Raw genomic sequence first — 20847 nt, 5'->3', positions numbered from 1 at the left:
TCAACAAAAAACAGGCCTTGCCCCGCGAGTTCATTTTTCATACGGAGGACAAAGCATCGTTAGTTTTTTATAGAGGGAGTTCGCGAACCTCTCCCATGCATGATGCATGGATTTTCTTCATTATAATGTCGGCCACGTAGACCGGCTGCTATTCAGACAGCATTGCCATTATAGCATGACAGGTCTATTTGATAAACACTCCGCCAAAGGGAATAACTTCCCTTAAAAATCGTTTGATCACGCCATCGTCGTTCATATCCTGCTGGAGACGTCGATGATGCTCCCCGGCGTGAAAAAGCACGGTACCCTGTCCAGTCATTTTAAAATGATAGTTCATATGCTGGCTGGCCAGATTGTTGCCGTACACGGTCAGTTCCAGCTTGGCGTTTTCGGGATAGGCGATGACGCTGCTTGCATCGACGTATATCGGCTCTGTCGGGTGAAGCTGCTCCTGGCATACCAAACCCTGAGTCAAAAGACCAATTTGACCCACCCCGTCAAATTTCATTTTAATAACATCGCGGCTGAACAGCATGTTCTTCATGCTCAGCAGCTTGGTACGCATATGGATTCCAGAGCTGTACCAGAACAGGTTGCGAAAATCGTATAGCAGTTCATCGCCTCCTTCAAGCTCAATCATTTTGAGGCTAAAGCCGGGTGGAAGTGCGGCAATCAGACGACAAGCCCCTGTAAAATCGGCCTGAATCAGCTTGTGCTTGCGGTACATGCCTTTGATATTCATCAGCTTGTCACTGCGACCTGAGCTGGGACCACGGTAAGCGATAATTTGCTGCGGATGCAGAACATGCAGCTTTTCCCCTTCCGCTAGATTGAGCGTTACAACCGAGCCGACACTTTCATCATGGTATTGTCCTGCTTGTATGTCCATTCAGACGTTTCTTCCTTTCAGGCAGTTAGCATCTAGTATCTTCCCGAACGTCGACGCATCCCGTAACGCAGCAGGCGGATACCTATAAAATAACCAGCCAGCAGGATTACAGCCGTGATCAAAAGCACCTTGTTTCGGTGTGATGCTTGATCGCGCTGGGTTTGAAGATTTTTCAGCTCAGCAACCGTGTCGGTCAGCTTGCGATTTTGCTCCAGCAGTTGGGCGTTTTGCTCTTGATAGGCTTCTATACTGCTGCGGGCCTTTTGCAGTTCTTCCTGAGTCTGTCGGTAGCCTTCCTTGAGCTGATATACATCGCCGGGCAGCCGGGAAAATTGCTCAAAGCCTTGATAAACATCGTCCCAATAGGCAGCATATGTCCCGGGCACACGAGTTGCCCCAAAAATAAACAGAAGTGCTATAACAGCGTAGACAACACGGCGGTAGAAAGCAATGCGACAAGTTTGTCGTACCAAGAGATGTTCCCCCTTCTGAATACATCAAATGTTCTCGAAAAAAGTCGATATATAAGTTTAAGTGTACCTCAAAACGGGTATATCAAGGAAGCATCCGCATTCCAGCATTTTTCCCGCCGAGTGTATCCGAAACCTTCAATAACTGATCTGCGCTTAAAAACGAATATCTGAACTGAAAATATAGGAAGAAAGACATAGAAGGAGAAATGAAAATGAACAAGAGAGAGCAAGATTATAAAATTTTAAAAATCACGGTCAATGGAAAACCATTATCGAAAGAACTCATAGTGGATAGCACTACTTTTGCACCTATATCCAACATTTGCACAAAAACGAACGTTTCATTAACAGAAACTCCAACTTCGTAAGTTTGTAATATGGAACCAGCCTATAATGTAGTCCGGCATAAGTCGGGCTATTTTTGCGTTTTTATGCAATTTGAATGGGTTAAATTGTTATTTTTCGAAGCAGGTCCCCTTTCATAAAGATTACCATGTATAATTTTCACAAGCAAACGTACGTTCCCTGACAATATAGTGTCAGATAACACTGTTAATTTAGAGTTACATGTTCTTTTAGGGGGAAATTACCAGTGGTAAAGACAATGGTTAATGTAGCATACACATGGGACAAAGAGTCTATATCTGCGAGTGGGGCCGAACAAGTAAATCTGCTGATAGAATGGGGCTATGGAGCTATCCGTAAAAGAAAAGGGAACCTAGTACCGAAAACAGTGGGATGTGACCTCCAACTCCGGTTCATTCCGGAAAACGGGGTAAGTCTACTAAAAGTCGAAGGAGTGAGACTCGGTTTCAAACGCTCAGAAGACGGAGAATGCATGTTGATTCACTGCGGAGATGTGCGGCGGGGGAAATATAGACAGGCTGTTTTGACGTTCTCTATACCAGCTCACTCATCTGGAAGACATACCATTGGAATGATGGAGTGGAGCTGGCGCAAGCCATCTCAGGAAAAGCGAACGCTGATCCGGACGGACCAGATATACATCAATTACACGCATCATCTGGGTCTGCTGAGCGTTCCACCCCATCCGATGGTGGAAAAATACATAAAGCTGAATGAGACGTCTATGACTGTAAAAAAGGCATTGCGTATGTACGAGAAAGGTGAGCATGAGCGAGGTGCGTTTATTCTTAACAGACAAGCAGACGAATTACTAATACGTGCATCAAGAACCGATGATATGGATTACATGAAGGAAGCTGAATTACTTCTAGCCATACGTAATAAATGGGATGAGACTTTTGTATCATTTGCTTCCTATAGTGCTAAAGACTTATTTGATCAATCTATATCGGCAGAAAATGTTTCGTTTAACGAAACTAATACTTTGGAATAGGTAAGTTATGCTAGTTTGTTTGTGTAACGTAGTGAGTCTAATTTACTATCTTTTTGTAAAGGAGAGACTTCCTTGACTGATCGTTTAATACGTTTAATGCGGATTATTACTATTGTTCAGGCCAATCCGGGGATATTGGCAAGAGAGCTTGCGGAACGTTGTGAAACATCAGAACGTACCATCTACCGAGATATGGAAGCGCTGAGTGCTATGCATATTCCAATTACGAATATGGGGCATGGCAAAGGGTACATTTTTATAAGCAATTTTGCTTTGTATCCTCTGAATTGGACGGAAGAAGAGGCAGACGCTTTTGCCAAGCTGGGAGATATTATGGAAACGGTGAAGCCTCTTTTGCCGCCGGCTTTTGAAAGTGCTTATGAGAAGGTGATGGCCTCTAGTCAGAAAAAAAAGATAGACCAGACGAGCTTCGCGCAGGAAATGAAAAATATCGTCCGGCTCGGCTCGACACTTGATCGGGAAAACCAGCCCTATCTGCTCAGGCTGATTGTTTTGGCAAGTCTTACGCAGCAGACCATTGAAGCGGAATACAGCTCGCCTCAAAATGAAGATGTGTCATTAGTTCAGGTAGATCCTTATTGTTTGGTGCCGCAGGATCGGCGGTTTTATATGCTTGGTTTTTGTCACAAGCAATCCGCCATGAGAACCTTTCGGATCAGCCGCTTTCGGAATATGAGAATTTTGCCGTATACGTTTCAAAAAAATACAACAGAAATGGAAACGTTTTTTAAAGGGACCTGGTCGGTTACCAAAGGAAATCAAAACATTCGCTTTGTGGTGCGATTTTCTGCCGAATCTGTATATCGGGTCAAGGAAGAGGAATTGTTCATCAAGCCTTTGCTCAAGGATTTGCCGGATGGCAGCTTGTTGTTTGAGGTGACGGTCAATCATGACCGTGAATTTCTGGATTGGCTCACCTCGTATGGAGCAGAGGCCGAGATTCTGGAGCCTTTGCGGTACCGCAAGCGAATGCAGGAAATGCTGCGGACCTGGGGAACATTTTATTTCGATAAAAAGGCAGGAAATTAAGAATAACAGGGGGAGATCCCCCGGAACGGGCCGGGGAGCTATCCGCTTAATGGTCCTTAAACAGGTTGGCGAGATTGCCAAATGGACTGTAATGCTCCTGTTCTTCCTCCGGTGAGGAGTATACGAGCTTTGAGCCTCGGCTTTCCTCATCGTCAGCAGCGTTATCTACTAATGTAATGCGATCAAAAAGGTGCATAAAAACCTGAGCGGTGTTTATGGCATCGTCCAGTGCGCGGTGCTGCTGACCGTCAAAGTCAATGTGGCACAATTCCAGCGCCTGAGACAGACTCAACTGGCGATATTTGCCGCTGGAGCCAAACAGACGGGAGATTTGCTTCTGTATATCATTCGTATTATGAATCCATCCAAGATCTACATGATGGGTACGACAATGGGATACCAGCTTTTGACGGTCATCCGGTCCCCATGCACACAAATAATAGGGTGAATCCGTACCGAGCCAGGCAACAAATTGCTCCACAGCTTCGGGAAAGAGTGGGGCGGCATCAATATCTCGTTGAGTAATGCCCGTGAACTGAACGGTATCCGTAGACAGTACAGGTCGATTTGAGGGTCTTACAAAACTGTGAAACGTATCTGCAACGTATAGACCATCGTCTCCCTGCACGACCTTGACAGCACCGATATCAATGATTTCAGAGGAATATCTGGCGTTGCGGCTAACAGTAAATTCAAGATCATAAATAATGTATTGCATATATGGACTCCTTCCACGCACCTGGCTGGTCCCGATAGATACCGGGATGAATGTTCTCTGCTCGAATGGCTCTTCTCCATCATACCTCTCGGTCCACAACTTGTCAGCGGTTAAAAGGTTCGCTTTTAAAAAAAATATGCGATGTCCAAATGAGCCTGGACTATCGCATACTTCAAATCTTCTGACAAACTATTGAATTAGGCCGGGAGGTTCAACTTTTGCCCCGGATAAATGCGGTGAGGATTTTTCAACTTGTTCAGCTTTTGAAGCTGTTGCCAGGTGGTACCGTGTTTGCGGGAAATGTCATATAACGTGTCCCCGGATTTCACAACATACACATGGCTATTTGCAGCTTGGGCAGAAGCTGATGCTTGCTGCGGCTTGGCTGCTGGAGTTTTTGCAGGCACCGATTTCACTGGTGCTGGTTTCGCTGGTACTGGTTTGGCAGCCGGAGTAGAGACAGCTTGTGGTTTTTCCTGCACAGGTGCTGGTGTTGCAGTTGGTGCAGGCTGTGTGGCCGGGACGGAGGCATTCCCGTCTGCCTTAGCCTCTTGGATGCGGCCGTCTGCTTGTGCTTGCAGGCTGGCGGAGCCAATCTTTTGCATATAGCGGATTAACGCCTCGTCCAGCGATCCGAACATACCTGCCTGCGGATATTTAGCAAACATCGTATATTGGTCACCGCCTACAGCAGTAAAGTCATTGGTGGCCAATGTGTACGTCGCCTCAGGATCAAGCGCCTTGCCGCCGATGAGAATGGAATGAACGCGGCTTCCTTTGGCTGCGGATGTGTCTATTTTAAACGTGATGCCTGATACTTGCGGGAAACCTCCGCTTGGCTCCGGATAGGCGGCTATGCCGTTTTCAAGCGCTGCCTGAATGTCAGAGCCTTTCACTTTCAGGGTAACAATCTGGTTTCCGAAAGGCAGCACGGTGATGATATCTCCCTTGGTTACTGTTCCTGCCTTGATGGAAGCCCGGATGCCGCCGCCGTTGGTTAAAGCCACGTCTGCACCCGAAACGTCACGCATGGCATCGGTGAGCAGGTCGCCAAGATTGGTTTCACCCGCACGTACCTTTTCGCGTGCTCCTTCCAGATCCACGCTCGTTTGTGTTACAACCTGTTTAAGAATAGGTTCCTGATCCTTCTGAATGGAAGCGATCAATGTAGCAATTTCAGCGTTGGGCTGAACGTCGGCAGCCTGAGCCGAGTCAATCAGCTTGGCTTGCTTTTGGATAACCTTACCGCCATCGACCCATAGATCCACAACACCCAGATACTTGGTGTATTCACCTGCGCTGGCGATCAACGTACCGTTGTCACCGACCAGCCCTTTTTCGAGTACAGTATGGCTGTGTCCATCGATGAAAATATCAATGCCGGGCACTTCTTTAACAACCTTGAGGCTGGTGTCCTTGCTGGAAGCATCCTGTCCCAAATGACCAAGAACCACGACGACATCCACTTTGCTGCGAATTTCGTCTACAGCTGCCTTGGCTTCAGCCGCAGGATCGGTGAATTGAATCCCCTCTACATTTTTGGGATTGGTCTTATAGGCTGTTTCAGGCGTAGTCAGACCGATAATACCGATTTTAACGCCATCTACTTCCTTTATAACATACGGTTTGAACAAACGCGTTCCGTCCGTTTGCTTAATGTTGGCGCTCAGCACAGGGAACTGAATCTCCTTGCTTAGCTCAACCAGATGCTTCCAGCCATAATTAAACTCATGATTGCCCGGAACCATTGCATCATAGCGCAGCTTGTTGATCACTTTCACGATACTCTCACCATTGACCAACGTAGCGAAGGTCGTTCCATGAATGGTATCCCCGTCATCCAGCAGCAATGTATTGGGATTGGAAGCGCGATACTGGTCGATGATGCCCGCCAGCTTGGCGAAGCCCATTTCCTTGTCGTTTGCGACCACGTGGGCATGGGTATCATTCGTATGTAGGATGGTGATGTGCTTGCCGCTGGTTGGAGCAGTAGCCGCATTCGCTGTTCCTGCATTGGCTGCCGGGTCCGCTGCTGCTGTACCAAGACATCCGAACAGAAGCGCGGCGGTCGTCAAGAGTGACGAGATTTTTTTCCATGAATTCATGTTGTTCCTTCAACCTCCCATAAAATGAATGAATTAGAGCAACCGCTTACGTCCACATTTTATCAGATGATTGTAAAAATAACTTCTATTTTATATCAAAGTACTAAGATTTTTTGATATATCGGTTGTTAAAGCCGTCGTCAAATCACCTATATTGAGGAGGAAGCAATAAACAGTAACTAGATTTGAGGATCGAGAATCAAATAATGCAAAAATCTAAGCCATCGAAATAGGAACTAATGTTCTGTCTTGTGATCAAAAAAAAGAGCAGTCTCTTTGGGCAGCCCAATCCGGGGCAAATAGTGCTCCAGCGTTTCGTCAGCCAGTGGAGGTTTTCCCTCACTCAGCAAAAGCACGGCAAAACGATTGGCCTGCTGTTCAAATTTTCCTGGAGAAAAGTAGGAATGCTCCTCTATAAAAAAGCGGCTGATGCCTTTATGCAGTCGGTCATGCCCCAATTCGTGCGCACAAACAAACCGTCTCCATTCCGGTGTAAGGCCATCGTGGATGACAATAAATTTTCTGCGCAGCTTGTGGTAATACAGCCCTTTGGTTGTGGAACCCAGATCGCAATAACGGATATGGATACCGAGCGCTTTTGCAATATCAAAGGGGCAGTTGGTACGGTATTTTCGGACGAGTTTGTGAATGAGTTCTTTCATACGATCACCTGCTATCCTTGATCTTTGCCCGCCCGGGGCTCTTGGGACTTCTTGTGCTTGTTCATTTGCTTGGCTTCCCAGAACAGACCTGTTAACACATCCTTGATCCGTTGACGGTCAGTCTCATTCAGCGGAATGCCGTCGAACATTAATTCGTCGTCTTCCTCCAGCATTTTTTTGAAATCCCGGCGGTCCTTGGAGGTTGCCCAATCCGGCACAGTAGAACGATAAGGTTCGTGTGAATGCTGCTCTATTGAATCGTCGTTCTCCCAATAACCGGCGACTTTCATCATTTCGGTATAGGATACGCCGAGTGCGTCCGCTATTTTGCGGAGAGTAGAGGGCTTGGGGACTCCGCGCAGCCCGTTTTCAATGCGGGAAATTTGTGAATTACTAATGCCTGCGGCATCTGCCAATTGGTTAATGCTCCATTGCTTTTGTTCACGCTGCTGCTTTAAGTAGGTTCCGAATGCTGGCTGTTCCACAAAGGAGGCTCCCTTCTGCAATAGAATCATAGATTGGTTCCATTATACCATTAGGTAATTAGCAAAAGCACGTAATATGCCAAAAGGTATAGAAAAATAAAGCGAGCATCCTGTTTTTGGGAGCATACCGCTTTTTTTGACGATGGATAGAAATTCTAAATAATGCTATGTTATACTCAAGATGCGAACAAAGTACGAACAAAATATAAACAAAGAAGTTGTGATCGCTAAAAATTACATCATTGTCAAAAGGCATAAGATAAGGAGTGCTGCTGTACATGAAAAATAACCTACCCGAATTGGATCGTCGCAAAACGCAGACTGCATTGGAGGGCGTATTTGAGAAGTACCGGATCTATAAAACGATAACTTTTATGGACCGGGAAAGCTTTATCACGGCTGGCTATACGGATCGACCGAACGGTCCAACGAATGTGACCAGCGATCCGACAGCCCGGACAGCCGTATATAATGTAGATGCTCCTGCCGCCCGCCTGGCCTATTGCGAAATGGTAGATGCTGTAGTCAGTCGCTTGAATGAACGCGAACAGCTGCTCATCCGTGAGCGTTATTTAAAGGATGACGATGTGTTTGATTACAAGGTATACAATTATGTACTGGACCCGCCGGTCAGCAAGGATACGTATACGAAGCTTCGCACACGTGCTTTTTACAAAATGGCGCTTGCGCTAGCAGACCAAGGCGTTGTGAATCTGGCAGGCTTGCAGAAAGGCGCGGATCGAAAACTAGGTTAGTCTAAATCGTACAGCTCCTCTAAAAGGCTCTGACTTCCTGATATTCGGGGAGTTCTGGATGGTTTCAACCTATGTGGTAAAAGGATTGGCGAGAAAAGAAATCCTTTTTGCTATCCACCTATTCTGAAAATGGCTATCCGGAAATGTGGCAGTCTTTATTTGCTTGTTATGAGTTATTTAGAAAATACTCCAAGGCTGTGGCAAAAAGCTTCGAGTATAAGTATCCCGATTACGATGAAGCCATCAAGAGGTACGCTGTAGATATTTATCATTCATGGACGTGAACTATATCATGGCCGCCTTTTTAATGAACTGCACCCCAACTGTTAGGCATAACTAACAACCGGAGGTGCAGTTTTTTTAAGCTTGAAAGGTGCTTTAATTTTCATATCCATTTTATAATTATTAATCCAATCAGCGCTATGATAACACCGCAAATTTCCATTCGACTCATGGATTCTCTTAAATAGAAACGAGCATATAGCAGTACAACAACAACACTCAAAGCGATAATTGTAGAAACAATCCCGGTAATTCCATTATTAAATGCAGCAAGTTTGAGCATCATGGCCAGAACATTTACAAGACCAACTCCTGTTCCCAGGAATAAGGTTTTTGAAATTGTCCATGGGTTCTTTTTTGCGATTTCTTTTGGTTTATGAATATTTACACTAGCTGAAGATGGTCTTTGTCTATTTTTAATTACTAAGAAAGCCCCAAAGAATAATAAAGTGCTTGTTGTAAACATCATTGTCAGAACCGGTAGTATAGAAACACCATACAATAAAGCTTGTTGGGATGATAAGTCCGTAAAACTATAAAAAATGATCGCCAAAAGGCCAAATTGCCAACTAGAATTGTACTAGAGATATACACACCAATAAACATTAGATTCCGATCAATGGATCGTTGAGACGTCCACTGGTAAAGGATGCCTCGTAGGCCAAAGAAAAAAGCAGCCCATATTGCATATGCAAACCACATCTGGTTGTCCCTCCAAACTACACAACTTTCACAGAGCCAAAATCGGCTAAATCAATGGTTAAGCAAAAACATAAATGACTAGCATATAGAAAAGCACCGCTTTATTTGGTAGAGGGAAACTGACATGCTTCCACTACCATACAGAAGAGGTGCCGACTGCAAAGTTTTTTTGCTATCTCAGTCTGAGAACGTTTTACTAGTTTGAAGGGTAATCATGCTCCTTCAATAGTTTGAATGTCTGCAAGTATGGACTTCAGATGTTCCCTGGCTGATAGATTCAGTGGTTGTAAGGGTAGAGGGAGACTGGGACTTGAAATCAAGCCACTGATTTCGGCTGCTGCCGAAACAACGCGAAGGCTGCCATATTGGCGAAATAACGATCAAATCGGTTCAAGCCGCGCTGAGAGCTGTTCTGCTTCGTCAGCACAACCGTCTAGGGCCAATCGGGTCATTCTCAGGCATGTCTTTGGAAACAAGCCACCCAGAACGGAGTACCACGCTTCACAGCCTGCATTCAAGCCAGTGGCTGCAAACGGGTCCCCGCTTACGCCGATCGTTACATGGGAAGGAATGAGCGCTCGCAGTTTACTAATGCGTACCTTGGCTGCTTCAGGTTCTGAAGGTACTCCAGGAATCTTGATCGAACGAACATGGGGGAGTTCAGCAATTCGGCCGTGCAGCTCATCACTAAAATGGAAATGCGTAGTCCCCGGATTATCATACACGCAAAGCGGAACAGAGAGCGAGCTTGTCACTTGTTGATACAACAAATATACCTCTTCATTCGTTAACGCTTGGTAAGAAACAGGAGCCAACAGCACTGCGCTTGCTCCTGCTTTTTGCGCGTCTTCCGCTAATCGAAGCACGTCAAGCGTGCGAATCGCACTTATGCTTGTCATCACGGGAATGCCCTCGGCGGAACCGACGGCAAGCTGTAAAACGCCAAGACGCTCTTCCCGGCTAAGATAGGCGTAGTTCCCTGTCGAACCCAGTGCACCGATGGCGTCTACGCCAGCTGCGACCAATCGTTGGATCAGTTTTACGTATTCTTTTTCGTTAATGCCTGCCTCATTCAATGGGGTCATTGGAAAAGCAGATAATCCATGGAACATCAAGCTACACTCCTTTGATTGTTAGCTTTCAAAATGCATACAAATTATAAAAATCAATTGGACTTACTTAAAGGGCCAATTCTGAGACGAATAACTAGGCCAATTTAGAGGGTTAGACTGAAACAGGTCAAAAAACTAACTTCAAGGGAAAGAAGGACAAGGAAGCGTAGCGAATGAAGGGGCGTCCATTACAAGGCGTTGGCAATACCAAGCAACATTAAAAGAAAACAGGATAACTAAAAGTATGTCCCGTAAAGGAAACTGCTACGACAATGCGGTTGTGGAGAACTTCTTCGGGATTTTTAGATCCGATTTTTATATACCCAATAATTTGAAAGCATGGAACAATTTAAGGTCGGATATTTTTTTGAGACTTGTCAGCATGGAGGCTTAATACTGTTCTAATGATAGGAACGCATGTTCTCAAAATACCGCCTAACTTCATCCCTAGCTTCTGCTTTTATCGTCCATTTCCCCGGCAACGTATTCGTTATTAGGGTGTAAGATTATATCATCGGGAATCAAGACAAGAGAACATACCGAAGACACACACAGTCAAACGTTAGCCGGCCAATAGGGCCGGTTTTTTTATGCGGTGATCGTCTCTGTTGATTCCCGGGAATTCGTTGTACAGAAAGGAGGAGTCGTGTTGCCTAAGCAAGGGATGCTGCAATGCATGAGTATGAGGCTACGCCGGATGAGAACACGAAAGTGGAAAAAAGCATGGCTAGGCAGTCACAGCATGCGAGTGCAGGTTGCGCAAAGGCGGCATGCTGCAGGATGAGACAAGCCTTTAAGCAAAAGCTCATTGAAATTGTTCCGGCGCTGCAAGGACGTGTATACGATGTTCAGCCACCGTCGCAGACGGCGGAGGAGCCGTATGCCGTTATGGCGCTGGGCGAGGAAATCTGGAAGTCTTCCTGGGCCGGCTACCGGCAGGTTGTCCGCATCAAGCTGTACGCAGGACAAGCCGGGCTGGCGCAGGCCGATGTATGGGCGAATGCCCTGATTGCCGGGCTGCACCGGGAACCGGTGACAGGCCAAGGTGAGGACACGTCGGCTTTTACCCCGCACTATTTGGGCGTGCGAGATGCGGAAAAGCTGGACACCGTCACAGGCAAGGCCTATAGAACGCTGCGCTTTGGCGTGTATGTGCCTGAAACGGAAGGGAGCTCAGCCATTCCGACAAATGGTGCCGCACAGCCGGATGAATGGCTGGCAGCCCTGACCCGCTGGACGCAAAAGCAACTGGGCGAGACGTGGTTGGTATACGCCAATGCATGGCCTGCACAGCCGGGACGGCACGCGGTTTTATGGCGGCTGAGCGGCTGCGAGACCCGGATGGCGGGAGCCTCCATGTATGAGCTCCGCAAACGGTTCATCGGACATATCATTGCTCCAGACAGCGCTGAAGAGAACCGTGCAGCCTCCGCGCTGGTCGAGGGCTTTGCGACTCAAATCCAGCTTCCACTGGATCAGGACAAGGGGCGTTATATGTCTACGGACGAAGCTTCGGCCGATTTGCAGGCGGATGCGATTTTAGACGGTCAGCTCCGGCTGACGCTGGTACAGCGACGTATGCGTCCGGCTGAGGAAGCGGCGTTGATTCGCAGAGTGGAAATTCATCCTGTTTTGAAATGAGGTGGTCTGAGTGACCTTGGAAAAAAATGAAAAGTCCCCGCTACATGCAGGGCAGGAAGCAGGCGGCCCCCGCTATACGCTGGAGGAGCTTAAGGAACACGCGGAACCATTGTTTTCCGTGAAGGAAGAGGTGCTGGCAGGCGCCTTTTTTGGCGCACAGGACAAGCTGTTCACGGTAGCAGAAGCACACACTAAAATCGAACAATTTATGAAAGCGAAGGTGGACTAATTATGGCAGGCGGAACATGGGAAAACACGAATAAACCGGTATTACCGGGTTTGTATATGAACTTTCAGGCAGCAGCAGCTTCAGCGATTCAAGGTGGATCACGCGGTACGGTCATTGTACCCGTCAAGGCGAATTGGGGTCCTGTACGTGAGTTTGTAGAGATTGGCAGCGAAACAGCCATTAACCAAATCTTCTCCGGCGACAGTGAGGACGGTGCGACAGCCTATTCCACACTGTATCTGGCTTTGCTGGGCGGTCCGAAAAAACTGCTCGCTTACCGTTTGGCGGATGATACGGCTGCTGCAGCATCTGTAACGCTAAAAAGCGGCGGCGCGACACCAACGGACGTGCTGCGTTTGCAGGCGTTGTACACAGGCAGCCGCGGTAATGGTTTTGCTGTAACTGTACAGCCGACTTTGGGTGACGAGCAGGCGCGTGAAGTGCGCCTTTATGAAGGAACCAAGCTGCTGGGTACGTACAAAGGCAGTGACGGGACGGCTGCTTCGATTGCCGAAGCCATCAACAAAAACAGCGAAAACGTATGGGTGAAGGCCGAGGTTGTCGGCAATGGCGGCATTCCGGCGGACGTCAGCGGCGTACACCTTACTGGCGGCAACAGCGGCAATAGCAAGCTGGTGAATGCTGATTACATCGCCATGCAGGAAGCGCTTGAAGGACAGGAATTTAATGTGCTGGCGCTGGATTATGCAGCCGATATGGCATTGCTGCAAAGCTTTGCCGCCTGGATCAAGCGTGTCCGGGGCGAAGGCAAAGGCGTAATCGCTGTATTCGGCGGTTCCGCGGCGGATGATGTGTCCAAAACGGCTGTCAGCGTGGCCTCACAGCGTTCTCTTGCGCTAAACCATGAAGGCGTCGTGAACGTCGGTACGGGCGTACGTCTGGCAGGTACGGACTACAGCTCCGCTCAAACGGCTGCCTATGTAGCCGGACTGATCGCAGGCCAGCGTCTGAATCAATCCGCGACGTATGCGGTTACGCCTTTTGAGGACGTGACCCGCCGCTGGACACGTTCCGAGCAGGAGCAGGCTGTCCGTAACGGGGTCTTCCTGTTGTTCTTCGACGGTCGTCAGGTCAAAGCGCTGCGCGGGATCAACAGCTTGGTGAACCCGGCTGCTGGTCAAAACAATGCGTGGAAGAAAATTCGCTCCATCCGCGTCATGGATGCGATTAACGCTGACTTGCAGCGTGCAGCCGAGGAGACTTATATCGGCAAAATCAACAACACGGTGGAAGGCCGTCTGGCTCTCATCGGTGCAATCAAGGAATATCTGGCACAGCTGTCTTTGAGCAACGTCATCGAAGCAGATGGCTATGATGTCATTCTCGATCCGGCATACTACGGCGATGCTCCAGTGATTAAACCGGAACCGGATCAAGTGTTCCTGCAATGGAACGTGAAGCTGACAGACGTGATGGAGCAGCTGTTCGGCACATTTTACGTGCAATAAATAGCCATTTTACGTGCATAAGCATTGTGCGGCAATTCAGCAAGACTGAATTTGTTTTTTTATCATGAGGATTTGGTAAATCCCAAACTACATTATGGATTATTTTGAGGAGGAAAAAGAAATGTTGGATGCTTCAAGAGTCATTTTAGGTACGTATGGTCAGGCATATATTGATGGGGTATGGCAGACACATATTAATAAGCTGGAAGCTAGCGTAGAAATTGATAAAAGAGAACTGAATTTGGTAGGAAATACATGGAAAGTGCATAAAAATGGAGCTAAAAAAGGTACCGGGACGATGAGTGGTTATAAAGTAACCTCTGATATGATTCGCCGCGGCTTTGCCAAATTCGATATCATTTCCAAACTGGATGACCCAGAATCTTTTGGACATGAACGTGTTCGTTTGATCCGGTGCATGCCAGATAAGATTCAATTAGCTAACTGGACCGCAGGAGAGGAAGTGCCAGAAGAAACGACCTTCACCTTCGAAGGCTATGAACTGCTTGATCCTATCGTTGCTGAATAATCTATTGTTCTGATGGGTCCGGAGTAATTCCGGGCCTAATATTCAAAAAAATTATTAGGGGGATATAACATGAGCTTGCCTGAAAATATGTCAGAAGAACAAATTTTGGATAGTCTTTTTGAAGCGGCCGACAAATTACCCGAGGAAACTGTTCGTATTCAACGCTTGAGTATGCTTCTCACACTTCGTGGTTTGACATCCAGCAAAGTAGATAGCATCCGTGAACGGTGTACAATTCGTAAAACCATTAAAGGACGTGTGGATGAAAAAGTAGATACAGAAACATTTAATGCATTGCTCATCTCTGAAGCTACGGCTAGTTTAGAAGTAAAAGGTCTTCAAATTAATGGATGGGGTGACCCACGAATTACTAGCCGTCTTAAATTGTCCGGTGGGGAACAGGCTGTGCGTCGTATGCTTCTGGCAGGGGAACTGGATGCGGTAGGTGACAAGGTTCTGGAACTGTCCGGGTTCGGTGTGGAAATTGATGATCTAAAAAACTGATTCGCTCCGGCGGAATGACGACGGTGCTGTATCATCTGTGGATACGGCATCATCTCCGTCCCGGAGAGTTCTGGGCCTTAAATAGAGGAGAAAGATCCATGTTGATCGCATTTGCGGAAGAGGAACTGGATGCATTATCTAAACAAATACAGCAATGATAGATACGTAAGGAGGTGAGTAGATGGCAGGATCAAGTAACTACAGAGTTAATATTGTTACAGATGTAGAGGATCTGATCATTACAAACCGGGAACTAAAAGCAACAAGTCGCTATATTGAGCAGATACAGCGGCTTTCTGATCGATTAGGACGTGCCCGTTATCAGAGCTTGATTAAGCTAAATACGGAACTCAAGTATATGCATAGGCATCTGGGTAATATTTACAGTCTAGCTATTCGTCTTAGCCGCCTGCGCATTATGCCAAAAGTCTTTCTGATTGATAAGGCGACTCCGGTGCTTGAAGCGCTTATCAGAAAGCTAAAAAGTCTTAAGGATGCCTATATTGTTGCACGTGCTAAAACAGGTATTGATCAAGACGGAACAAATAAGAAGAAAGCTAAGGGCGGCAACGGGGGAAACAATTTAAATGTTTCAAATATAGTGAACAAGTCTATCAGTGTTACTGCAAATATAGAGATAAAGGATCCTAAATTTGACTTTAACTTTAATTATGATATCAAAGTTAAACCACCAAGATTGAATATTAGAGTTGCAGCTCCAAAATTTGCGCCTAAGATCAACGTAAAAACAGGTCCTATTCGAGTTTCTCCAAAAATTAAGGTGATCTGTGATTGTTGCTGTGGGAAAAAAGGAAACAGTAAGAGAAGCATTGCTGAGCAAGATGGACCTGATGGTAAAAACAAAAATAAAAATAAGAACAACAAAAAAAATCCTGGCAAAAAACGAGGACTTCCTAAGCTGTGGGAAAAGGTAAAACGTATTTTTAACCCAAAACCTGGCTCTAATAAGCCGGGAGTTCCAGGGGGACGACCAAATGGAAATAAGGGAACACTTGGAAGAATTTTTGATTTTGGAAAAAAAATACTTGGCGAAAATCCGGGGAATACACTTAAAAAGATAGGCAAAGGAGCTATGAAGGGGGGGAAGAAGCTACTTGGCCCGATTAGCTTGATTTTAGATATTGCAGACATTGCTACTACTTCGCCGGAAGAACGTCCTGCTGCCATTACATCTGCGCTTTTAGGAAATGGTTTTACTACTGCTGGGGCAGCTATTGGTACAGCGATTGCTCCAGGTATAGGTACTGCAATTGGTGCTCTTATTGGTGCAGTTGTAGGCGCTGTAGTAGATAGTTTAGCAGGTGAATGGTTAGCTCAAAAGCTCTCTGAAATGAGTAATTGGATTGGTGAGAAAGCCACTGCTGCAATGGATTGGGTTGGAGAAAAAGCTATTGGTGCAAAGGACTGGATTGGTGAGAAAACCACTGCTGCAATGGATTGGGTTGGAGAAAAAGCTATTGGTGCAAAGGACTGGATTGGTGAGAAAGCCACTGTTGCAATGGATTGGGTTGGAGAAAAAGCTATTGGTGCAAAGGACTGGATTAGCGAGAAAGCCACCGCTGCAACGGATTGGGTTGGAGAAAAAGCTTCCCAAGCAACGGAATGGATGAGTGATAAAGTGTCTGATGTAAGCAATTGGTTTTCCAGTCAAGCAGATAGTTTGAAAAATGGCTTCTCCGATATGTTTGGTTATTCAAATGAACCTGAAAAATCACAACCTGCTGTTTCTGTAAATGAAGCCTTGCAATCTTATAATCCCGCTTCCACTACACCTGGGGCGCCGTTAGCTCTATCAAGATTTCCTTCGGTTGATCCGGGACTACCGTTACCATCTTTTATTCAGGATGCCCAAAGCCGTTCCAAAGCACTTCAAGGCATGGGGCCAGGCGGTCCACAGATTACTACGGTGAACGGAGGAAAGCCTGCTCCGCAGCTTGTACAAATAACGGATGAACAAATGAGTAGCTTATCAGGCTTTCTCAAGGATTTCAAGACAGAAACGAATAACCAAATCAGTGTAACGTTGCCTCCAGGGGCAGTACAGGTAACCGTTAAGGAAGATTCTATTGATTTTGACGCGATGGCACTTCAAGTAGGACACCGGATTGTAAATGAGGTGCGACAGGCAATTATTAATAGAAAGGGAGGAGGGGACAGTAGCTCCCTAAAAAAAGGTAAAGCTGTATTAGCCTAAAGCAAATCTATCACAGTAGAAAGGAGGGGGGCCATGAGTATAGACTTTTTTCTCATTAATGATAGGAGCGTATTTCATTTCCCGGTTAATCCTGAAGAGGTGAACATATCTCGACAAAAGGGTTATGAAACAGTTACGATGCTTACACATGGAGAATTTGATTTTCCACAAGGAGAAAAGGTGAAAGAAATCACCTTTTCTTCTTTTTTTCCAAAGATATATGATGCATCTTATTGTCGATATAAAAATATTCCGGACCCTAATGAAGCGATGAATAGGTTAAATGCAATGCTAAAAGCAGAGAGACCGTATCAATTTATTATTACGAATACGCTAATTAATGTTCCTGTTTTTATCATTGCCCATAATACGACCTTTCGTGGAGGCGAGGCAGGGGATATATATTTTGAAATTACTTTACGTACATGGCGTGAACCTAAAATAGCTTTGCGAAAAGAGAGTTCTCCTCAAAAAGTAAACTCTAGCAGCCTTCCACGCACGAATTTAAAGACCAAATCTAAAACGTACACTGTCAAGACGGGAGATTCGCTTTCCAAAATTGCAAAGCTAGAATTGGGGGACAGTTCCAAATGGAAAAGTATATATCAAATGAATACAAAGGTCATAGGCAATAATCCGAATATGATTAGAGTGGGTCAAAAGCTGGTGATGCCATGAGCTACCAAGTAATACTTCAAGATAAATATGATCTTACTCCCCTGGTCGAGAAAATAACTTTAAAAGATGCTCTTAATCAAATTGCATATCAGGCCAGCATACGTGTAGCTGCTTCAAATGATATGCCCTCAATTACTCCGGGAATGTCGATTCGTGTAAGTGGAGTTCCATTTGGAAAAAGTGTAAAGGTGCCGCTTCTCCATCCTGCTGTTGTGTGGGAAGTAGAGAGCTCTAACAGCGGTACAAAACGTTTCTCGTTGGTAGTATATGATCGTACGATTTATTTGGATAAATCTGAGGACGAATATTTATTTCCCAAAGGACAGACAGCTACACAACGGTTGCATAAATATGCAAAGGATTGGGAGTTTCAGATCGCTTCACTACCTGATACGAAAGTGCAGTTAGGAAAAGGTATTTATCGTGCCCAAACCCTATATTCCATGATGCTTGCTGATTTGAAAGAGACAGCAAAATTGGGCGGAGACTTGTATCAGTTACGTATGACAGGCGCTGGGCTGGAGTTATTTAAAATCGGCAGCAATCCTTCCCCCTACGTGTTAGACCGTTTTATTGATCTTACTCAGTTAAGGACACTTGAGGGAGCCGTTACTAAAGTCAAAGTGATGACAGCTAATGAGAATGTAGGAAGCGGACAAGAGGTGGCGTCTAAGGTACTGGCTGTAGCAGAAGGGGATACTAAAGCACTAGGTACTTTGCAAAAACTGGTAGAGGATGATCAAGTGAAAGCTGCTGGTGGAGCCAGTAAGCTTGCTAAAAGCCATCTAACTGGAATACAGGAAACTTTTACTGTAAATTTACCGGATATTAACACTATTCGTGCCGGTGAGGCTGTGATGTTACGAGGATTGAAGCTAATCGTTACGTCAGTCAGCCGGGATTTGGGGAATCCAGGCAACATGACTTTAGAGCTTGCTTCCTTCGATATGGTAAAAAGGAGGTATTTTCTTGAGTAAAGACCCTTATAGTGCATTTGTTAGTGTAATGCAGTCGTCTATGGCAGGGCACACCCGGCAAGCGCTTAGCGGAGTAGGCGCGGTATTGGGCACGATTACTTCCACCGGACTCAAACTGGACGATTTTAAACATGAGCTTCAGGATTATCTGGTCGCTGAGCTGCCGGGATTGCTGTCTGTCCCCCGTCATATGTATAAAGGCACCTCGGCCACGCTCGAATCGGAGAATTGGGAGGGCAAAGAGCCAAAAACTTCCTTTTACATCGGGGAGGACGAGCTGGAGGATGTGAATCTGAGCCTGAACGAAGGACTAAAACCCGGAGATCGTGTGCTTGCGGTTCGGGTGAATAGCGGTAACGATGTAGTTGTCGTGTGCAAGGTGGTGAATGGACGTGGCTAATCTATTTCCAGAAACAGATGATATGATCTGGACAGATACAGATATGACCGACCCGGATGTGCTGGAGGATAACCGTGCAGTATTTGGGCGAAGCTGGCGGTTTGATTTTGAAGCCGGGGAGTTTGTCATGAGCCCCAGTCGTAAAATTGTAACCACAGGTGAAAAAGAAGCCTGGGTACAGTGGTGTGAAAAAGCCATTCGCACTCCTCGCTACCGTCATGTGATCTATTCCCCTGACTATGGCAGCGAGCTGGAGGAGCTGATTGGCAACAGCTATGGGCACGGTGTGCAGGAAAGCGAAATTAAACGCATGGTCACAGAAGCGTTGCTGGCAGATGCCCGAACGGCCAGTGTGGATCAGTTCACATTTCGCTGGGAAGGTGAGGCATGCCATTTTAGCTGCCAGATTACGAACGTGCGGGATGAAACGGAAATTGTGGAAAGTGTGGTGATCTAATGGCAGACTTGCCGGAATATTTGGTAGACCAGACGGAAGAGGAAATTTTAAATCGGATGCTGGAAAAAGTGCCTTCGGACATTGATAAGTCCGAGGGCTCTTTTATTTGGGATGCGCAGGCTCCGGTCGCATTTATGCTGTCCGAAGCGGCGATCTGGGCGCAGGAGCTGCTGCGCCGTGGATTTGCCAGCACGGCAGCCAGCGACAACCCGGATTTTCGCTCGCCGGAGCTGGATTTGCGAACAGCAGAGCATGGGGTGACACGGCGAGAAGCGGTTGCCGCCTCAGGTACAGTCACATTTACAGGCACAGCGGGAACAACCGTCCCGGCAGGAACGTTGGTAGCGACGCCGGCAGATGATGTATCCGGGGAAGCTTCTATTGAGTATGCGACCACAGCATCGGTAACGCTGGATGAACAGGGGGCAGGAACTGCGCCCATTCGGGCGATTAATCCCGGACGCAGCGGTAACGTGCCTGCGGGTGTCATCCAGGTAATGGCGACCCCGATTAGCGGGATTTCCTCCGTGATCAACACGGAGGAGACGAAAAGCGGTACAGACATTGAGAGTGATCAGCTGTTGTTGGAGCGCTTTTATGCCAAGGTGCGAAACCAGGGTACAAGCGGTAACAAGGCGCAGTATACGCAGTGGGCGAATGAAATTGCCGGAGTCGGCGGTGTAGAGGTTGTTCCACTGTGGAAAGGGCCAGGAACAGTGGGTTTATATGTGCTGGACACGGACAAACGGGCTGCCAGCCCGGATATCGTCGCTGCGGTGCAAAAATATATTGATCCAACCCAGGATGGACAAGGCGAAGGCCTGGCACCAGCGGGCCCTGTAGTAACGATCATGCCAGCGAATGAAGTAGCGATCAACATTTCAGTCAAGGTACAGCGTACCAAGGAGAAGCCATCCACGCTGGATGAAATCAAAAAACTGATCGAAAGCGGAGTACGGACTTATTTGAAGCAGCTTGCTTTTTACAAGGAAGACCCGTTGGTTCGATATACCCGGGTTTCCGCTGTTTTGCTGGACATTCCGATCATTATTGATTTCTCTGAGTTGAAAATCAATGGACAGAGCAATCAGAATATTGAGATTGGAACAGGTCAGGTGGCCGTGCTGGGGACGGTGAGTGTCAGTGAGTAATAAT

At 46.6% G+C, this 20847-nt stretch carries 21 protein-coding genes, 3 pseudogenes and 1 riboswitch; of the genes and pseudogenes, 16 read left to right on the top strand and 8 right to left on the bottom strand.

What is annotated here, in order from left to right:
• Window positions 1-53: 53 nt before the first annotated feature.
• Window positions 54-97: riboswitch (PreQ1 riboswitch) on the bottom strand.
• 87 nt (window positions 98-184) lie between these two features.
• The gene (locus B4V02_RS19525; protein ID WP_094156033.1) at window positions 185-889 is read right to left on the bottom strand and encodes an AIM24 family protein; all 705 of its coding nucleotides are present in this window, start codon (window positions 887-889) and stop codon (window positions 185-187) included.
• 32 nt (window positions 890-921) lie between these two features.
• Window positions 922-1362 carry an SH3 domain-containing protein gene (locus B4V02_RS19520; RefSeq protein WP_094156032.1) on the bottom strand — a complete coding sequence of 147 codons (441 nt, stop codon included), beginning with the start codon at window positions 1360-1362 and terminating at the stop codon, window positions 922-924.
• Window positions 1363-1954: 592 nt separating this feature from the next.
• Here B4V02_RS19520 and B4V02_RS19515 point away from each other — a divergent pair.
• Both B4V02_RS19515 and B4V02_RS19510 read left to right on the top strand, forming a co-directional pair.
• Window positions 1955-2722: a hypothetical protein gene (locus tag B4V02_RS19515; RefSeq protein WP_094156031.1), complete on the top strand. Its 768-nt coding sequence runs from the start codon at window positions 1955-1957 to the stop codon at window positions 2720-2722.
• A gap of 72 nt (window positions 2723-2794) precedes the next feature.
• The gene (locus B4V02_RS19510) at window positions 2795-3772 is read left to right on the top strand and encodes a helix-turn-helix transcriptional regulator (protein ID WP_007429151.1); all 978 of its coding nucleotides are present in this window, start codon (window positions 2795-2797) and stop codon (window positions 3770-3772) included.
• A 46-nt stretch (window positions 3773-3818) separates the two neighbouring features.
• Here B4V02_RS19510 and B4V02_RS19505 read toward each other — a convergent pair whose 3' ends face one another.
• From B4V02_RS19505 to B4V02_RS19490, 4 genes are all read right to left on the bottom strand, one after another.
• The gene (locus B4V02_RS19505; protein ID WP_094156030.1) at window positions 3819-4490 is read right to left on the bottom strand and encodes a 3'-5' exonuclease; all 672 of its coding nucleotides are present in this window, start codon (window positions 4488-4490) and stop codon (window positions 3819-3821) included.
• Between the two features lie 197 nt (window positions 4491-4687).
• Complete coding sequence (locus B4V02_RS19500; RefSeq protein ID WP_094156029.1) at window positions 4688-6595, bottom strand: 5'-nucleotidase C-terminal domain-containing protein; 1908 nt, start codon at window positions 6593-6595, stop codon at window positions 4688-4690.
• A gap of 236 nt (window positions 6596-6831) precedes the next feature.
• Window positions 6832-7257, bottom strand: coding sequence for an ImmA/IrrE family metallo-endopeptidase (locus B4V02_RS19495; protein ID WP_094156028.1), 426 nt, complete (start codon window positions 7255-7257; stop codon window positions 6832-6834).
• Between the two features lie 11 nt (window positions 7258-7268).
• A complete protein-coding gene (locus B4V02_RS19490) occupies window positions 7269-7742 on the bottom strand; it encodes a helix-turn-helix domain-containing protein (protein ID WP_094157045.1) in 474 nt (157 codons plus the stop codon).
• A 278-nt stretch (window positions 7743-8020) separates the two neighbouring features.
• Between B4V02_RS19490 and B4V02_RS19485 the strand changes: the two genes are divergently transcribed.
• Window positions 8021-8497 (top strand): ArpU family phage packaging/lysis transcriptional regulator, encoded by a 477-nt coding sequence (locus tag B4V02_RS19485; protein ID WP_094156027.1) that lies wholly within the window; start codon window positions 8021-8023, stop codon window positions 8495-8497.
• Between the two features lie 49 nt (window positions 8498-8546).
• Window positions 8547-8781: pseudogene (locus tag B4V02_RS19480) on the top strand (aminoglycoside 6-adenylyltransferase); the annotation flags it as partial.
• Window positions 8782-8882: 101 nt separating this feature from the next.
• On the opposite strand, the gene B4V02_RS19475 reads toward B4V02_RS19480, so the two are convergent.
• Both B4V02_RS19475 and B4V02_RS19470 read right to left on the bottom strand, forming a co-directional pair.
• Window positions 8883-9332, bottom strand: a complete 450-nt coding sequence (locus B4V02_RS19475) for an EamA family transporter (protein ID WP_244188365.1) — start codon at window positions 9330-9332, stop codon at window positions 8883-8885.
• Between the two features lie 361 nt (window positions 9333-9693).
• Window positions 9694-10593: pseudogene (locus B4V02_RS19470) on the bottom strand (dihydrodipicolinate synthase family protein).
• Window positions 10594-10795: 202 nt separating this feature from the next.
• On the opposite strand from B4V02_RS19470, the pseudogene B4V02_RS26770 reads away from it, so the two are divergent.
• The 12 genes and pseudogenes from B4V02_RS26770 to B4V02_RS19415 form a co-directional block, all read left to right on the top strand.
• Window positions 10796-10950: pseudogene (locus tag B4V02_RS26770) on the top strand (IS3 family transposase); the annotation flags it as partial.
• Between the two features lie 315 nt (window positions 10951-11265).
• Window positions 11266-12234, top strand: coding sequence for a hypothetical protein (locus B4V02_RS19465; RefSeq protein ID WP_094156026.1), 969 nt, complete (start codon window positions 11266-11268; stop codon window positions 12232-12234).
• Window positions 12235-12244: 10 nt separating this feature from the next.
• Window positions 12245-12463, top strand: a complete 219-nt coding sequence (locus B4V02_RS19460) for a YqzN/YkzM domain-containing protein (RefSeq protein WP_094156025.1) — start codon at window positions 12245-12247, stop codon at window positions 12461-12463.
• 2 nt (window positions 12464-12465) lie between these two features.
• The gene (locus B4V02_RS19455; RefSeq protein ID WP_094156024.1) at window positions 12466-13932 is read left to right on the top strand and encodes a phage tail sheath family protein; all 1467 of its coding nucleotides are present in this window, start codon (window positions 12466-12468) and stop codon (window positions 13930-13932) included.
• Window positions 13933-14053: 121 nt separating this feature from the next.
• A complete protein-coding gene (locus B4V02_RS19450; protein WP_094156023.1) occupies window positions 14054-14461 on the top strand; it encodes a phage tail tube protein in 408 nt (135 codons plus the stop codon).
• Window positions 14462-14530: 69 nt separating this feature from the next.
• On the top strand, window positions 14531-14965 hold the full coding sequence (locus B4V02_RS19445; RefSeq protein ID WP_094156022.1) for a phage tail assembly chaperone: 435 nt from the start codon (window positions 14531-14533) through the stop codon (window positions 14963-14965).
• Window positions 14966-15146: 181 nt separating this feature from the next.
• Complete coding sequence (locus B4V02_RS19440) at window positions 15147-17180, top strand: hypothetical protein (RefSeq protein WP_094156021.1); 2034 nt, start codon at window positions 15147-15149, stop codon at window positions 17178-17180.
• A 39-nt stretch (window positions 17181-17219) separates the two neighbouring features.
• Window positions 17220-17858 carry a LysM peptidoglycan-binding domain-containing protein gene (locus B4V02_RS19435; protein WP_167383809.1) on the top strand — a complete coding sequence of 213 codons (639 nt, stop codon included), beginning with the start codon at window positions 17220-17222 and terminating at the stop codon, window positions 17856-17858.
• A complete protein-coding gene (locus tag B4V02_RS19430) occupies window positions 17855-18835 on the top strand; it encodes an XkdQ/YqbQ family protein (RefSeq protein WP_094156019.1) in 981 nt (326 codons plus the stop codon). Before B4V02_RS19435 ends, B4V02_RS19430 begins: the two co-directional genes overlap by 4 nt.
• A complete protein-coding gene (locus B4V02_RS19425; RefSeq protein ID WP_094156018.1) occupies window positions 18828-19235 on the top strand; it encodes a hypothetical protein in 408 nt (135 codons plus the stop codon). Before B4V02_RS19430 ends, B4V02_RS19425 begins: the two co-directional genes overlap by 8 nt.
• Entirely contained in the window at window positions 19222-19692 is a 471-nt protein-coding gene (locus tag B4V02_RS19420) for a DUF2634 domain-containing protein (protein WP_094156017.1), read from the top strand. Before B4V02_RS19425 ends, B4V02_RS19420 begins: the two co-directional genes overlap by 14 nt.
• Complete coding sequence (locus tag B4V02_RS19415) at window positions 19692-20843, top strand: baseplate J/gp47 family protein (RefSeq protein ID WP_094156016.1); 1152 nt, start codon at window positions 19692-19694, stop codon at window positions 20841-20843. The genes B4V02_RS19420 and B4V02_RS19415 overlap by 1 nt, the downstream gene beginning before the upstream one ends.
• Window positions 20844-20847: the final 4 nt, after the last annotated feature.

It is taken from the genome of Paenibacillus kribbensis (genome assembly GCF_002240415.1).
Classification (GTDB): Bacteria; Bacillota; Bacilli; order Paenibacillales; family Paenibacillaceae; genus Paenibacillus; species Paenibacillus kribbensis.
Note: the sequence above shows the minus strand (reverse complement) of the source record. Positions and strands in the feature narration are given on the sequence as shown.